Source organism: Streptomyces sp. NPDC048411 (assembly GCF_040704695.1).
Classification (GTDB): domain Bacteria; phylum Actinomycetota; class Actinomycetes; order Streptomycetales; family Streptomycetaceae; genus Streptomyces.
In genome coordinates, this window is sequence record NZ_JBEZKL010000053.1 from 35,773 (window position 1) to 49,265 (window position 13,493).

The following is a 13,493-nucleotide window of genomic DNA, read 5'->3' on the forward strand; positions in this document are numbered from 1 at the left end:
ATCACCGACCCTCTTCCGAAGGATGTGCATGTCCCCCTACCGATGGGTCCGCGCCCTGCGCGGAATATCCGTGGCGGCGGCCTCGATCGCCCTCATCGGCGCCGCAGTTGCCGCCCCGGCGTACGCAGGTACCGCCCCCGCCCCCGGCTCCAACCCGGCCGTCGCCTACCAGGACCCGGTCGACGCGCTGCCGCCGGTCTCCCGCCCGGACACCGAGCACTGCGCGGTGACGGCCGTCGAGCACGACTTCGGCTACACGCTCGGCGGGCCGCCGTACACCACCACGCTCACCCCGCCCGCCCGGTGCGAGGGTCCCTGGAACAAGGTCGTCCTCGACTGGTCGGGCAGCGTGAAGGGGCGTCAGTACGACCGCCTCGCCGCGGTGTTCGTCGGCGGCGCGGAGGTGTTCCGCACCAGTACGGCCGAGCCCGACGACGACGGCATCAGCTGGCACGTCGCCAAGGACATCACCGAGTTCGCGCCGCTCCTCAAGGACCCGCAGAAGCTTCAGCTGGAGCTCGGAAACGTTGTCAACGACACGTACACCGGCGTGTACCACGTGAAGCTGACGATCACGTACTACCGGGCCGACCGGCGCCACCCGGCCGCCACCACGGCCGACCGGATCGTCCCCCTGGGCAACACCGCCTCCACCGACGCCCCTTGGCTGAGCGTCGGCAAGGGCGGCTCCACCAGCACCGACGTCACCTTCCCGCGCAATCTGACCGGCGCGCGCCTGCAGGTCTACGCACGCGGCGGCGGCTGCGACGAGCAGTGGTTCGACGCGGTCCCCAGCGACCTCGCGGCCACCGCCCCCGACTACCTCTGCGGCGGCGGCCCCTACCGCGAGGTGCAGGTCACGGTGGACGGGCGCCCCGCGGGCCTCGCCCAGCCGTATCCGGTCGTCTACTCCGGCGGCATCGTGCCGACCCTGTGGCGGCCGGTCCCGGCCATCGACCAGTTCCGGACCGAGGCGTACGACATCGACCTCACCCCCTTCGCGGGCGAACTGGCCGACGGCCGGCCGCACGCCATCGGGATCACTCCGTACGGCGCGGCCGACACCTGGATCGTCGACGGTTCGCTCTTCCTCGACACGGACGCGCACGCGTCACGTACCAGCGGCCAGGTGACCGTCAACACGCTCACCGGCACTCCCGCCGTGAAGACCGTTCAGACCCCGCGTGAGGACGGCTCCACCCACGTCTCCGTGTCGACCGGCCGCTCGTGGAAGATCTCGGGCTACGTCCAGACCTCGAAGGGCCGGGTCACCACCACCGTCGAGCAGGAATTCGCGTACACCAACACGGACACGGTCTCCAGGACCGGGCAGCAGCAGACGGTGCACCAGCGCGACCACGGCGCCACCACGGTGACGACCAGGACGGGCGGGCGTACCAGCGCACAGCGGCACGCCTGGTCCTACCCCATCGACGTCGACATGGACATCCCGGTCTACGGCGACTACAACAACTACGACCTGAGGGCCGCCGTCACCCAGCGCCGTGTGCTGATCGACACCTCCCGGACGGGCTCCGCGCGCGTGTGGCGCACGGACGCCGTCACGGACGACACCGTGGACTCGACCGGCAACCTCGCCCGCACGGGCGGTGTGGTCACCGCCGCGGACGGAGCCTCGGCCGAGAAGTACCGGGGCACCACCGACACCGGGGCCTGCTACTCGCGTGTCCTGGAGTCCGCCCACGGCTGGATCACCAGCGACCAGGAGTCCCGTTGCCGCGTCGCGGACGTGGTTCGCGAGGCCCTGAAGGGATGAGTCCGGGTATCGGCTGTCAGTGCGGGATGGCAGGCTTGTCCTGTGACCGAGATTGACGCAAAGATCGATGCTCTTGTCCCTGCCTGGCTCCACCTCCCCGACATCGCAGAAATGTTCGATGTCGAGGTGACGCGCGTGCGGCAGCTGGTCAAGGAAGGCCAGCTCATCGCCGTACGACGTGGTGAGAACCGGGCGCTCCAGGTGCCTGCTGCCTTCATCGACGGCAACAAGGTGGTCAAGGGCCTCTCCGGCACCCTGACGCTCCTGAGGGACGACGGCTTCTCCGACGAAGAGATGCTGGAATGGCTCTTCACCCCTGACCCGACCCTGCCGGGTACCCCCGCACAGGCGCTGAGCGAGAATCGCGGCACGGAGGTGAAGCGCCGCGCCCAGGCGCTCGCCGTCTGACCGGGACGACCGTACGCGGGGTACGGGCCGTGCGCCTCTGCGCGGCCCGTACCGCCGCATCGAGCCGCCCCGCCGTACCGCTTCGCGCCACCAGCAGTACCGCTCCGTCCCAAGGGGGAACCGCACCATGCCCACGCCTCGCGCGCTGCTGTCCGACGCCCGGCTCTATCTGTGCACGGACGCCCGCAGGCGCGAGGGTGACCTCCCCGAGTTCCTCGACGCCGTGCTCTCCTCCGGCGTCGACATCGTCCAGCTGCGCGACAAGGGCATGGAAGCGGCCGAGGAGCTCGAACACCTCGCTGTCTTCGCCGACGCCTGCAGGCGCCACGGCACGCTCCTCGCGGTGAACGACCGGGCCGATGTCGCCCATGCCATCGGCTCGGATGTGCTCCACCTCGGCCAGGGGGACCTGCCCGTGCCCGCCGCCCGGGCCATCATCGGCGGGGACGTGGTGATCGGCCGCTCCACACACGCCGAGTCCGAGGTCGACGCGGCCGTCGCCGAGCCCGGCGTGGACTACTTCTGCACCGGACCCTGCTGGCCCACCCCGACCAAGCCCGGCCGGCACGCCCCGGGCCTCGACCTCGTGCGGTACGCCGCCTCGCTGGGCCGGACGCGCCCGTGGTTCGCCATCGGCGGGATCGATGCGGACAACGTCGACGAGGTGCTGGACGCGGGGGCGCGCAGGGTCGTGGTCGTACGGGCCATCACCGAGGCCGATGACCCGGCCGCGGCCGCCGCCGGGCTCGCGAAGCGGATCAGGGCACGCGCTGACGTCTGACAAGTACGTCAGGAATGCCGCGAGCATCCATGTACGGCCGGGTCCGCCCGGAGACTGCGCGAAGAGTGTCCGAGGGCTGGACAAACCACCAGTCAATTCGGGCAATTGCCGCTGGGCTGGTCGAGACACCCTCGCGCCCTGGTTAACCTTCAGTATGGCCCTTGGCACTCCTTCTACCAGGACAGATCACGCACCCACTGTGCGTGAGCTTCTCGCGACCGGCAAGACGTCGTATTCGTTCGAGTTCTGGGCACCCAAAACCGAGAAGGGCGAGCGGAATCTCTGGAATGCCCTGCGCCGTGTCGAGGCAGTGGGGCCGAGCTTCGTCTCCGTGACGTACGGCGCCGGCGGTTCCACCCGGGCGGGGACGGTGCGGGCCACCCAGCAGATCGCTGCCGATTCCACGCTCACCCCGGTCGCCCATCTGACCGCCGTCGACCACTCCGTCGCCGAACTCCGCAACATGATCGGGCAGTATGCGGACGCCGGAATCAGGAACATCCTCGCCGTGCGCGGCGACCCGCCGGGCGACCCGATGGGCGAATGGGTCGAGCACCCGCAGGGTGTGCGGTACGCGGCCGATCTCGTCCGGCTCATCAAGGAATCCGGCGATTTCTGTGTCGGCGTCGCCGCATTTCCCGAGATGCACCCGCGCTCGACCGACTGGGACACCGACATCCAGCATTTCGTGGACAAGTGCCGCGCCGGCGCCGACTATGCGATCACGCAGATGTTCTTCAATCCGGACGACTATCTGCGTATGCGTGACCGAGTGGTTGCTGCGGGTTGCGACACGCCGATCATCCCCGAGGTCATGCCGCTCACCAGCGTCAAGCAGCTGGAGCGGTTTCCGCAGCTCAGCAACGCGTCGCTGCCGTCGTCGCTGAAAGAACGCATCCTCGCCGTCAAGGACGATCCCGCCGCTGTACGCTCCATTGGGATTGAGTTCGCGACGGAGTTCTGCGCGAGGCTGCGCTCCGAGGGTGTGCCCGGACTGCACTTCATCACGCTCAACAACTCGACGGCGACGCTCGAAATCTACGAGAATCTCGGACTGCACAAGCAGTCGTGACCGGCCGTACCCGCCACGACCCGGGGCGGTGGCCGTAGAAGGGGGCGGGCATGGGCTGGACGGTCCTCTACATCGCGTTCGGCATCGTGGCGTTGTGGCTGCTCGGCGAGGTGCTGCTGCAGTACAAGGCGCGCCTTCGCTGGCGCCTGCTCGCCTTCGGCGGCTTCGCCTGTGTGGTCGTCGGCGTACTGATACCTTCCGTGTTCGTCATCGCCGTCGGCGCGATCGCGTTCGCCACCGGCCAGACGTACGTCACGCTCTCGTTCCGGCGCGGTTTCTCGACCGGCTGGGCCATAGGGGGCAGCCCGGGCGAGAGCCGTCGCCGCCGGTCGGGGGGCAACCGGGGCACCCGCCGGGAGCCGACGCTGGAGGTGTCGGACCTGCAGATGGAGTACGACCGCTCGGACCGGGACGAGGCGAACAGCCCTGCTCCGGTGAGCCAGGCCGCGGTCTACGAGCCGGAGCCGCTGCCCGACGACACCGGGCAGTACGGCATCTACACCGACCCCCGGCCCGCACAGCATTCGCAGCCCCAGTACGCCTCCTACGACCCGCACCCGGACTCCTCCGCGTACACCGCGGCTGCCCAGGACTCGTACGCCGGCCAGGACGGCTACGGCGGGCAGGGCACGTACGCGAGCCAGGACGCCGGGCATTACGACTACGGCACGGGCCAGCAGCAGTACGCCGCGTACTCCGACCCGTACATCGGCACCACCACCGGCTCCCCGCAGCACGGGGCGCAGGACCCGTACGCGGGCCATGACAGCCATGGCGGTCAGCAGCAGTTCACGGCAGACCCCTACGCCCAGCAGTACGCCTCCGAGACGCCGCCGGGCGGCGTCTGGGTGCCGCAGCAGCGCGAGGGCGAGCAGTACCCGCCGCTGCCACCGGAGCAGCCCGCGCCGTTCCCGAACGGCTACGACACCGGCTACAACGACCAGTACCGCTACTGACAGGGCGAGCCGCGCCGTCGGGCGAAGGCTGAACCCGACGGCTGCTGGAGGACGGAGCGGCGACCGGACGTGCCCGGCGCCCGCCCCCTCGGGGTCATCGGGCCCCTTACGGCCTCCCCCGGGAGGCCGTTACCGGGAGCCGAGGAAGCCGTCCCCCTCCACGATGAGCCCGGCGACGAGTGCCCCCGACATCCCGGCGTGCGCGAGCCCGCCGCCCGGGTGCGACCAGCCGCCCGCGAGGTAGAGCCCGGGCAACCGGGTGCGGTTGCCTGGATGCAGATACGCGCCCCCGGCCCCGGCCAGCGCGGGCGCGGGCACCGAACCGCCCTCGGCGCCGGTGTCGGCCGCGCTCTCCGCGGGCGTCCGCACCTCGGCGTGGAGCACCCGCTCCCGTATCCCGGGAACGGCTGCGCCGGCCGCCTCGATCAGCGTGGCGGCGTACCGCTCGCGCAGCGCACCGTCTGTCCAGTCCACCGCGCCGTGCGGGGCGACCGTCGCCGTGAGCGTCACTGCCTCGTGCGCGTCGTCGGGGCGGGTCGTGGGGTCGTCGGGGCGGATCACCGTCACCGTGGGACCTGCGGCGAGCCGGCCGCCGAACACCGCCTCGCGCTCCGCCGCGCCGTCCGCGCCGTGCACCACCGTCCGGTGCACCGCGTCCGCGGGCCGGGCGCCGCGCAGTGACAGCAGGACCTGGAACCGGCCCGGCACCGCCGTCCCGCCGCCCGGCCGTGGCTGAGCCGTCACATCATCGCTCTGCCAGAGCCCCTGACCCGGTATCAGATCGGGGTGCGGCCAGGCGCCCAGCACCACATGGTCGGCCTCCGTGACCGTGCCCGCGGCCAGCTCGACGCCCGCTGCGCGGCCGTCCCTCTCCACGACCCGGGCCACCTCGGCGCCGAAGACGAACTCCACCTTCCGGGCCAGGCACCGCTCGTACACCGCCTGCGCCAGCGCCCGGATTCCGCCCGCCACGTACCAGCTGCCGAACGTCTCCTCCATGTACGGCAGAAGAGCCGCGCTCGCCGGTGCGCGCAGCGGATCGAGGCCGTACGACAACGCGTATCCGTCGAGGAGAGCGGCCAGCCGGGGGTCCGTCAGCTCCCAGGCGCCGACCTCTGCGACCGTGCCCGCCAGACGGGCCGAGCGCAGCAGTCGGCGCTGCCGGAGTGCCGGGTACGGATCACGGCCCAGCACCTCCCAGTCGGGGCGCAACGGCTCCTCGAGCAACGGCCGCCGGGACCGGTCCCAGGCATCGCGGGCCCGGTCCAGGAACGCGCCCCAGCTGCCGCCCGCACCGGCCCCCAGCGCACTGTCCAGGGCGGCGACCACCCCGGCGCGCGAGGCGTTCGGCAGCGAGACCGCCGTGCCGTCGGCGAAGAGATGGCGGCTCGCCGGATCGACCTGCGTCATCGTGACGCACCGCTCCAGCGGCTCCTTGCCGGTCTTCACGAACAGGTCGCGGTAGACGGCCGGCAGATGCAGCAGCGAGGGGCCTGTGTCGAAAGCGAAGCCGTCGCGGGCATACCGGCCGACCGAGCCGCCGAAGGTCTCCGACCGCTCGTACACCGTCACCCGGTTGCCTGCCACGGCCAGCCGGGCGGCCGCTGCCATTGCGCCCATCCCGGCGCCGATCACCGCAATACGTGCCATGTCAGTGACCTTAGCGGCCGGTACCGACAGCTCAGCCGGAAGGCCAGTGCGAACGAGGCTCCGAACCTGTCCCGGCCAGGTGTTTCTCCTCCCGCCGCTGCGCTCTGCGGCGCAGGAACCGGCGGATGCGGGAGGCCAGGAAGATCAGTACCACCAGGCCGAGGAGGAGCAGGGTCGCGGCGATGACCGCCGCCGCCAGCGGATGGAATATCGCGAACGTGATGATCCCGGCGACGCCGAGGTCCTCGGCCGTGCTCACCGCGATGTTGCTGAACGGCTCGGGGGAGGTGTTCACCGCCATCCTGGTGCCCGCCTTCACCAGGTGGCTCATCAGCGCCGTGGAGCCGCCGACGGCCCCGGCCGCGAGCTCCGGCAGCGAACCGCTCTCTCCGGCCAGCAGCGCCGCCACGACGGCCCCGGCGACCGGTCTGACGACGGTGTGCACCGAGTCCCAGACCGAGTCCACGTACGGGATCCTGTCCGCGACCGTCTCGCACAGGAAGAGCACGGCGGCCACCACGAGCACATCGGTGCGCTGCAGCGACGCGGGCACCTCGTCGCTGACTCCGGTCGCGCCGAAGATGCCGAGCAACAGGACCACCGCATAGGCGTTGATCCCGCTCGCCCAGCCACTTGTGAACACCAGGGGGAGTACGGACACGGACGCGATCGTAACCAGGAGCGTGCCGCTCCGGGTGGGGTCCGGTGCACAGCTCTGAGTATCCGTACCTAGTCGGCGAGATGAGTAGGTACGCGGATGGGCTCCCACCTGCGCAGACGGAAGAGTGGGGAGCACGGAAGGGGCGCAGCGCCGGTACCGCCGACACGGGGCGGCGGAACGGGTGCCGCACTCCTTCCGGAGCGGGGGCGCACGGGGGTGCGCAACGGAGGGCCGTGGACCACGGGGGAAGGCTCTTCGGCAGTACAGGAAGCGCCGGTCGGGCGAGGCTTGGGGGGATCGAGCCTCGCCCGACCGGCGCTTTTGCGTGTGGGACGTCGCCCCGGGGAGGGTGTGTCAGTGCCCGCTGACCCGGCCGTGCAGCAGCAGCGACAGTGCCGAGTGCACATCGTCCATGGGCCGCTCCGGCTGGAACGCCTTCCAGTCCAGGGCCGCTACCAGGACCATGCCGACCAGCGCGGCCGCCGTCAGCGGGATGTCGATCTCCTGGCTGAGCTCACCGTTGGCGACGCCCTCGCGCAGCACGTCCTCGACCACGGCGACCGCCTCCTGACGTACCACCAGGAGGGTCGCCTGCCAGGCACGGTTGGTGCGCCACAACTCGGCGACGTACAGCTGGGTGAAGGCCGGATAGCGGTCGATGAAGGTCAGACCGGCCCTGATCATCGCGTCCAGGGCATCGACCCGGGTACCGCCGCGCTCCGCCGTCTCCTCGGCCGCGGACCGCAGCGAAGCGGTCAGCAGCCCGACGCCGTGCCGCAGCAGCTCCTCGAAGAGCTCGGTCTTGCTCTTGAAGTTGTAGTAGACCGTGCCCTTGGCGACCCCGGCGCGCTCGGCGATCTCGTCGACCGTGGTCGCCGAGAAGCCCTTCTCGGCGATGAGAGTGACGGCCGCCTCGTAGAGCTTCTGCCGGGTGGCCTGGCGGCGCGTGCTGCTACTGCTTTCCATGCGCCCGATTCTCACAGGTCCGGGCGCGCTCACAGGCTCAGCTCCGGATGCAGCCGGTCCAGCGTCCACACTTGCTTGCGCCGGGCGGATACCGCGGTCAGGGCCAGCGCCCCCGCAGTGAACGCCAGCAGCACTGCGCAGTCCTGCCAGACCGGGCCCAGCCCGCCGCCCGTGATCAGCCGGCGCAGGCTCTCGACGATGTAACTCATCGGCAGGTACGGGTGGATCGCACCGAAGAAGCCGGGGCTGGTCTGGACGGGGTACGTGCCCCCGGCCGAGGTCAGCTGCAGCATCAGCACCGCGAGCACGAGGATCCGTCCCGCCGCACCGAACCGGGCGTTCAGCCACTGCACGATCGCACCGAAGCAGCAGGTCACGAGGGCGAGGAAGCCGATTGTCCCGGCGGCATGGGACATCTGCAGCCCCAGCCCCCAGTGCAGTACGGACATCAGGGCGGCCACCTGCAGCAGACCGATCGCGGCCACCGGCAGCCATCCGGCAAAGGCAATGCGCCAGGCGGAGGCCCCCGCGGCGAGCGCCCGTCGGTTGAGCGGCTGGATCAGCATGTACGCCACCATCGCGCCGACCCAGAGGGAGAGCGGAATGAAGTAGGGCGCGAATCCGGTGCCGTAGTTGGCGGCTTGGTGCATGGACTGGGAGGCGAGCTTGACCGGATCGGCCATGACGTCGGTGCGCCGGTCGCGATCCTGCTTGTCGTAGTCCGGGATCTTGCCGACGCCGTCGTTCAGCCCCTGGGCGAGCGTGGCGGAACCGTCGTTCAGCCGGATCAGCCCACCGTCCAGGTCGGTTGCGCCCGTCTTCAGCCTGCCGACGGCGGTGTTCAGATCGGAGGATCCGGTCTTGGCCGTGGCGAGACCCGTGTGCAGTTCGTCCGCGCCGCTGGCGACCTTGTGGGCGCCGGTGTTGAGCGCGTTGATCTTCGCGACGGCGGACTTCAGGTCCTCGTCCAGGTGCGGGGAGCGCTCGGCGAGGGCGTCGGCCTGCTTCTGCAGAGTGGTGAGCTGCCCGCGCAGCTTCTTCAGGTCTCCGGTCTGGTCCTTCACCAGGATGTTCACATCGTCGGCGACTTTCGCGACATCGGCCGCCGCGGTCGTGGCGCGCTTCAGCGGGGGACAGGCGGTGGGATCGGGGGGCAGCTGCTCCGTGCAGCGGGTGCGGTAGACATCGGCCAGATCGTCGGAGGCCTTGTGGGCGGCGGTCGCCGCGGAGGGCGCCGCCTTCACCAGCACGTCGAGGTTGTCCCGTACGGTCTGCGAGGAATCGGCGACCAGCCGGGCGGTGTCACCGATCGACTTGCCGTTGTCCTTCAGGAACGGGCGGACGTCACCAGCCACGCCGTTGACTTTGTCGGCGAGGAGCTGGGTGCCCTCGGCGACCTGCCGGGAGCCGGTTTCGAGGTCTCCCGCGCCCTTGTTCAGCTTGACGATCCCGCTCTCCAGGCGCCCGCTGCCCGCCTTGGCGTCCTTCAGCCCGTCCGCGAGGTCCTTCGAGCCCTTCTTGGCCTTGCTGATCCCGCCCTTCAGATCGTCGGCGCCCTTGGCCGCCTCGGCCGTCGCGTCGTGGAGGTCGGAGAAGGAGATGAAGATCCGGTCCAGGAATTCACGCGAGGCGTTGGTCGAGGCGGCGGTGCGGACCTCGGAGAACACCGTCCGGGAGATCTGCCCGACGATGTAGTTGTTGGCGTCGTTCGTCCGGACCTGGAGAGCGCCGGTCTCGGGGGAGTCACCCGAACTGGACGCGATCCGCTTGCTGAAATCCGATGGCATGGTCAGCGAGAGGTAGTACGTACCGTCCTCGACGCCCCGGCCGGCCTCGGCGGAGCTCACCTCGTGCCACTCGAAGACCTTGGAGTCGAGCAGCTCGGCAGTGATCTCGTCACCCGCCTCGATGCGCTTGCCGGCCGCGGTGGCGCCCTTGTCGTCGTTGACCAGAGCGACGGGGATCTTGTCGAGGCGGCTGTACGGGTCCCAGAAGGACCACAGGTACAGGGCTCCGTAGAGCAGGGGCAGCAGCACGAGCGCGACGAGTGCGGCGCGGGGCAGCTTCCCCCTGCCGAAACGCTTCAGCTCAAGCGCGGCAAGTCTCGGCGATCGCATCGGCCGTCCCCTCCTCGGACGCCGTCGCCGCAGGGGCGTCGGTGGTCTCTGTGGTGTCGGTGGTGTCCGTGGCCCCGGCGCTGTCCGTTCGCACAGTGATCGCGCCCTCGGGAGCCTGACTGCAGACGGCGATCACGGTCGTCCCGTCGGCGGCGACGGAGCGCAGCATCTTCCAGGCGTCGGCGCGTTCGGCGTCGGAGAGCTTGAGATCGGTGTCGTCCACGGCGAGCAGCCGCGGGTGGCCGATCAGCGCGAGGGCGACGGACAGCCGCAGCGCCTCCAGCCGTTCCAGATCGCGTACGGAGGTCCGCTCGGCCTTGGGCAGGGTCGTGGGGTCGAGTCCGGCGGCGTCCAGCGCGGCGTCGATCCGGGCCCGGGCCGTGGCGGCGCGCTCGGCGCGCGGGCGGAGCAGGGCACGCAGCGAGCCGTCGAAGCGGCGCTGCAGGAGGGCCCGCTCGCGCAGGTGCTCGGAGACGGTGAGGGCCTGGTCGAGCTCGCTGACCCCGGGGACCGGGCCGAGGGCGCTGATCCTGCGTACGGCGGCCATCTGGCGTGGCAGGCGCAGACCGCCGACCTCCGCACTGCCCTCGGAGGGACGCATCCGACCGGTGAGGGCGAGCAGCAGACAGGTGCGGCCGGAGCCGGAGGGGCCCTCGATCGCGACCAGTGCTCCGGGCCCGGCGTCGATCCGCACGCTCCGGAAGGCCCAGCCGCGCGGTCCTTTGAGCCCGAAGTCCTCGGCGGTGACAGCTGCCCCGTGCGGGCTGTCCACAGACTCTCCTTTTTTAGACTGACCAGTCAGTGCAAAAAAAATAGCCCGAACTCGCGATTGAAGCAAAAGTGCAGGTCAGGGGCCGATCGGGGCAGATTGTCAGTGGTGACCCCCACGATGGATACACACGGCCACGGAGCCGTCACACGACGACAGGAGGTTCGTCATGGCCAACTCGTCCGCAGCAGCCGCCTCTCGGCGCCGCGCAGGCGGCCCTGCCCCCTCACCGACCGGCCCCGCCCCGTCCTCCCCATCGAGCGGTCCGGCGAACGACGTCCACCCCGTGCTGCGCCGCGCCACGGCGCCGCCCGCAGCCCTCGATCTGCTCACCCAGGCCCGCATCGGCCTCGACGAGGCCGCGGTGCTCACCGTGCCGAACGAGCGCTATGCCACCGCCCACCTCGCGGCCCTGCGCACTGCTGCCGCCGTGCTCGCCGCACGGGGACGGCCCGAGACCACCAGGCGGCGGCGGGAAAGGATCCGCAGCGCCTGGGAGGTCCTCCCGGAGATTGCCCCGGAGCTCACCGAATGGAGCGCCCTGTTCGCCTCCGGGGCCCGCCGCCGGGCCCGCGCGGAAGCGGGCATACCTGGGGCGGCCAGCAGCCGTGACGCCGACGATCTGCTGCGCGACGCGGCCATGTTCCTGCGCCTCGTCGAGCGGCTGCTGGTGCTCCAGCCGACACTCCCACAGGCCCGGAGGGAGCGGTCCGACGCGGGATGACGGCGGTGGTGGCCCGAGGCAATAGGGTGGATAGCACCTGCATCACCTGCACTGTTCACGCTCCGCCGTCAGCGGCGGCACCGTGCCGAGGAGTCATCTGCCGTGTCGGACCAGCTGCGCCCCCGCGCCTCCCTCCGTACCGCCGTGGTCTGGGAGGTCCTCAAGGACGCCCTCGACCGCCAGGTCAAGGCGACCGGCCGGGACGCCCTGGACGTCCTGGACACCGGCGGTGGCACCGGCAACTTCGCCGTGCCGGTCGCCCGGCTCGGCCACAAGGTCACCGTCGTCGACCCCAGCCCCAACGCGCTCTTCGCGCTGGAGCGCCGCGCCGCCGAGGCGGGGGTCGCCGACCGCGTCCGCGGCGTCCAGGGCGACATCCTCGGTCTGTTCGAGGTGGTCGAGCGCGGTGGATACGACGCGGTGCTCTGCCACGGAGTCCTGGAGTACGTCGACGACCCCGCCGAGGGCGTACGGAACGCGGTTGACGCGCTCCGCCGGTCCGGTGCACTCAGCCTGCTCGCCGCCGGACTCGGCGGCGCCGTCCTGGCCCGGGCGCTCGCCGGGCACTTCACCGAGGCCCGGCGGGCGCTCACCGACCCGGCGGGCCGCTGGGGCGAGGGCGACCCGGTGCCCCGGCGGTACACCGCGGAGCAGCTCACCGAGCTGGTCTCCGCAGCGGGCGTCGAGGTCGGCGCGGTCCACGGTGTACGGGTCTTCGCCGACCTCGTACCGGGCGTCCTGGTGGACACCGAACCCGGTGCGATGGATGCGCTGCTCAAGCTGGAGAGCGCCGTCGCGGAACTGCCGGCCTTCCAGTCGGTCGCGACCCAGCTGCACGTTCTGGGCACCAAGGGCGCCTGAGGGGCGGCCGCAGCGCGGCTGATCAGCAACGCAGCCGCAGACGGAGTACGCCCCAGGACGCCCGATCGGGGGCCGCGCCACGTATGATCGGGGGACACCATCCGGCATGACGGATCGGAGGTTGGGGAATCTACGCCTCAGCAGCTGAGCCGTCGTGGCGGCCCGGACTGGCTGATTGGCGATGCGGGCGGGTTTCACGGGGGTGATTCCCTGCCTATCCTGGAAGGGCCGCATACCGGCCGCCCCCCCGCGGCCGACGACGAGGAGGACTCCGTGCCGCTCTCGGAGCACGAGCAGCGAATGCTCGAGCAGATGGAGCGAGCGCTGTACGCCGAAGATCCCAAGTTCGCGACAGCGCTCGAGGGAAGCGGGCTGCGTACATACACCCGACGACGGGTCTACCAGGCGGTCGCAGGCTTCCTGGTGGGTATCGCGCTCCTCATGGCCGGAATGGTCGCCCAGCAGATCTGGATCAGCGTGGTGGGATTCCTCGTCATGCTGGGCTGCGCGGTCCTTGCGGTCACTGGGTGGCGCAAGGCACCCAAGCCCGGCGAGCAACAGGCAGCCGGCGGCGGGAGCGAGCGCCGTCAGCCCAAGCAACGCCGAACGGTGATGAACCGGATCGAGCAGCGGTGGCAGCGACGCCGCGACGAGCAGGGCCAGTAACGCTTCGGAACACCGACGAGTGAGGGGGCGGCCTTCAGGTGCAGGCCGTCGCGGGCGGTCTTGCCGAAGCCCGCCAGGAACTCGT

Annotated in this window: 13 protein-coding genes; 8 read left to right on the plus strand and 5 right to left on the minus strand. The window is 70.9% G+C overall.

The window, feature by feature from the left end; all coding sequences use genetic code 11:
* Window positions 1-28: 28 nt before the first annotated feature.
* The 5 genes from AB0915_RS20100 (at window position 29) to AB0915_RS20120 (ending at window position 4,994) form a co-directional block, all read left to right on the plus strand.
* Window positions 29-1,777 (plus strand): peptide-N4-asparagine amidase, encoded by a 1,749-nt coding sequence (locus AB0915_RS20100; protein ID WP_366692370.1) that lies wholly within the window; start codon window positions 29-31, stop codon window positions 1,775-1,777.
* 42 nt (window positions 1,778-1,819) lie between these two features.
* Window positions 1,820-2,185, plus strand: a complete 366-nt coding sequence (locus AB0915_RS20105; RefSeq protein WP_345515685.1) for an Rv2175c family DNA-binding protein — start codon at window positions 1,820-1,822, stop codon at window positions 2,183-2,185.
* A gap of 127 nt (window positions 2,186-2,312) precedes the next feature.
* Window positions 2,313-2,966 (plus strand): thiamine phosphate synthase, encoded by a 654-nt coding sequence (gene thiE / locus AB0915_RS20110; protein ID WP_366692371.1) that lies wholly within the window; start codon window positions 2,313-2,315, stop codon window positions 2,964-2,966.
* Window positions 2,967-3,120: 154 nt separating this feature from the next.
* Window positions 3,121-4,038: a methylenetetrahydrofolate reductase [NAD(P)H] gene (metF, locus tag AB0915_RS20115; protein WP_366692372.1), complete on the plus strand. Its 918-nt coding sequence runs from the start codon at window positions 3,121-3,123 to the stop codon at window positions 4,036-4,038.
* 50 nt (window positions 4,039-4,088) lie between these two features.
* Window positions 4,089-4,994, plus strand: coding sequence for a hypothetical protein (locus AB0915_RS20120; protein WP_366692373.1), 906 nt, complete (start codon window positions 4,089-4,091; stop codon window positions 4,992-4,994).
* A 129-nt stretch (window positions 4,995-5,123) separates the two neighbouring features.
* On the opposite strand, the gene AB0915_RS20125 is transcribed toward AB0915_RS20120, so the two are convergent.
* From AB0915_RS20125 to AB0915_RS20145, 5 genes are all read right to left on the minus strand, one after another.
* On the minus strand, window positions 5,124-6,644 hold the full coding sequence (locus AB0915_RS20125) for an NAD(P)/FAD-dependent oxidoreductase (RefSeq protein WP_366692374.1): 1,521 nt from the start codon (window positions 6,642-6,644) through the stop codon (window positions 5,124-5,126).
* A 31-nt stretch (window positions 6,645-6,675) separates the two neighbouring features.
* A complete protein-coding gene (locus tag AB0915_RS20130) occupies window positions 6,676-7,305 on the minus strand; it encodes a DUF4126 domain-containing protein (protein WP_366692375.1) in 630 nt (209 codons plus the stop codon).
* Window positions 7,306-7,659: 354 nt separating this feature from the next.
* Entirely contained in the window at window positions 7,660-8,271 is a 612-nt protein-coding gene (locus AB0915_RS20135) for a TetR/AcrR family transcriptional regulator (protein ID WP_366692376.1), read from the minus strand.
* 29 nt (window positions 8,272-8,300) lie between these two features.
* Window positions 8,301-10,388 carry a YhgE/Pip domain-containing protein gene (locus AB0915_RS20140; RefSeq protein WP_366692377.1) on the minus strand — a complete coding sequence of 696 codons (2,088 nt, stop codon included), beginning with the start codon at window positions 10,386-10,388 and terminating at the stop codon, window positions 8,301-8,303.
* A complete protein-coding gene (locus tag AB0915_RS20145; protein WP_366692378.1) occupies window positions 10,360-11,160 on the minus strand; it encodes an ATP-binding cassette domain-containing protein in 801 nt (266 codons plus the stop codon). The genes AB0915_RS20140 and AB0915_RS20145 overlap by 29 nt, the downstream gene beginning before the upstream one ends.
* Window positions 11,161-11,326: 166 nt before the next feature.
* Here AB0915_RS20145 and AB0915_RS20150 point away from each other — a divergent pair, with 166 nt between their 5' ends.
* The 3 genes from AB0915_RS20150 to AB0915_RS20160 all read left to right on the plus strand — a co-directional run bounded on the left by AB0915_RS20150 (window position 11,327) and on the right by AB0915_RS20160 (window position 13,408).
* On the plus strand, window positions 11,327-11,881 hold the full coding sequence (locus AB0915_RS20150) for an SAV_6107 family HEPN domain-containing protein (protein WP_366692379.1): 555 nt from the start codon (window positions 11,327-11,329) through the stop codon (window positions 11,879-11,881).
* Between the two features lie 102 nt (window positions 11,882-11,983).
* Window positions 11,984-12,742 (plus strand): methyltransferase, encoded by a 759-nt coding sequence (locus AB0915_RS20155; RefSeq protein WP_366692380.1) that lies wholly within the window; start codon window positions 11,984-11,986, stop codon window positions 12,740-12,742.
* A 273-nt stretch (window positions 12,743-13,015) separates the two neighbouring features.
* Window positions 13,016-13,408, plus strand: coding sequence for a DUF3040 domain-containing protein (locus AB0915_RS20160; RefSeq protein WP_037697061.1), 393 nt, complete (start codon window positions 13,016-13,018; stop codon window positions 13,406-13,408).
* The last annotated feature ends 85 nt before the right edge of the window (window positions 13,409-13,493 follow it).

What these genes read in the sequence shown, in the direction of transcription:
- AB0915_RS20135 (WP_366692376.1), bottom strand. Translation starts at nt 8,271, where the DNA reads ATGGAAAGCAGTAGCAGCACGCGCCGCCAGGCCACCCGGCAGAAGCTC.
- AB0915_RS20150 (WP_366692379.1), top strand. Translation starts at nt 11,327, where the DNA reads ATGGCCAACTCGTCCGCAGCAGCCGCCTCTCGGCGCCGCGCAGGCGGC.
- metF (WP_366692372.1), top strand. Translation starts at nt 3,121, where the DNA reads ATGGCCCTTGGCACTCCTTCTACCAGGACAGATCACGCACCCACTGTG.
- AB0915_RS20100 (WP_366692370.1), top strand. Translation starts at nt 29, where the DNA reads ATGTCCCCCTACCGATGGGTCCGCGCCCTGCGCGGAATATCCGTGGCG.
- AB0915_RS20125 (WP_366692374.1), bottom strand. Translation starts at nt 6,644, where the DNA reads ATGGCACGTATTGCGGTGATCGGCGCCGGGATGGGCGCAATGGCAGCG.
- AB0915_RS20120 (WP_366692373.1), top strand. Translation starts at nt 4,089, where the DNA reads ATGGGCTGGACGGTCCTCTACATCGCGTTCGGCATCGTGGCGTTGTGG.
- thiE (WP_366692371.1), top strand. Translation starts at nt 2,313, where the DNA reads ATGCCCACGCCTCGCGCGCTGCTGTCCGACGCCCGGCTCTATCTGTGC.
- AB0915_RS20140 (WP_366692377.1), bottom strand. Translation starts at nt 10,388, where the DNA reads ATGCGATCGCCGAGACTTGCCGCGCTTGAGCTGAAGCGTTTCGGCAGG.